The organism is Alcanivorax sp. HI0044, from assembly GCF_001634945.1.
This window is the reverse complement of the sequence record NZ_LWEZ01000406.1, coordinates 1-960: the sequence shown is the minus strand read 5'-3', so window position 1 is coordinate 960 and position 960 is coordinate 1. Positions and strand designations below refer to the sequence as shown.

Here is a 960-nt window from a genome sequence, read left to right as displayed (position 1 = left end):
CGATACGGTGATGCGTATCCATCGCACCTTTGGTGGTATCAATCTGGAAGATATCCGCGCGCCGGAATGTTTCGAGATCGAGCGGATCCTCAAAGAGCAGTGTGAAGTGCCGGTGTTTCATGATGACCAGCACGGTACGGCCATTGTGGTGGGTGCCGGCCTGATTAACGCGCTGGAAATCCAGAACAAGCGTATCGAAGATATCAAGGTCGTTTGCGTGGGTGCCGGTGCCGCCGGCGTGGCGTCCGTGCGTCTGCTGATCGAAATGGGCGCGCGCAAGGAAAATATCCTGGTGCTGGACCGCAAGGGCGTAATCCACAGCCGTCGCGATGACCTGAATCAGTACAAGGCGGCGCTGGCCAACGATACTGACAAGCGCACTCTGGATGATGCGGTTGAAGACGCCGATGTGTTTATCGGGGTTTCTGGCCCTGACATGCTCACGCCGGAGATGGTCAAGAAGATGGCGCCCAAGCCGATCATTTTCGCGCTGGCCAACCCGGACCCGGAAATTCGCCCGGAAGTGGCCAAGGCGGCGCGTTCGGATGCGATTGTGGCGACCGGTCGTTCGGATTTCCCCAATCAGGTGAACAACGTGTTGTGTTTCCCGTACATGTTCCGCGGGGCGCTGGATGTGCGTTCCACGTCCATCACCGAGGAAATGAAGATCGCGGCGGTACATGCCATCGCCGAGCTGGTACGCACCGCGCCTCCGCAGGAGGTGCTGGATGCCTACGGCGGCGAGCCGCTGACGTTTGGTGCTGATTATATTATCCCCAAGCCGAACGATCCGCGTTTACTGGGCAAGGTGTCTGCGGCTGTGGCCAAGGCAGCGGTGGATTGCGGTGTGGCCCGTAAGGGTTACCCATCGCACTACCCGCTGAATTCGCTGGACGAGATCTTTCCGGAGTTGTGATGACGCCGGACGCAGGACGTCCCATGCCTGATGCATAAAAAACC

General features: G+C 58.9%; 1 protein-coding gene. It reads left to right on the top strand.

The annotated features are described in order from the left end of the window. Positions 1-916, top strand: a 916-nt coding sequence (locus A3730_RS04930) for a malic enzyme-like NAD(P)-binding protein (protein WP_063537626.1), incomplete at its 5' end; no start/stop codon positions are given. Positions 917-960: the final 44 nt, after the last annotated feature.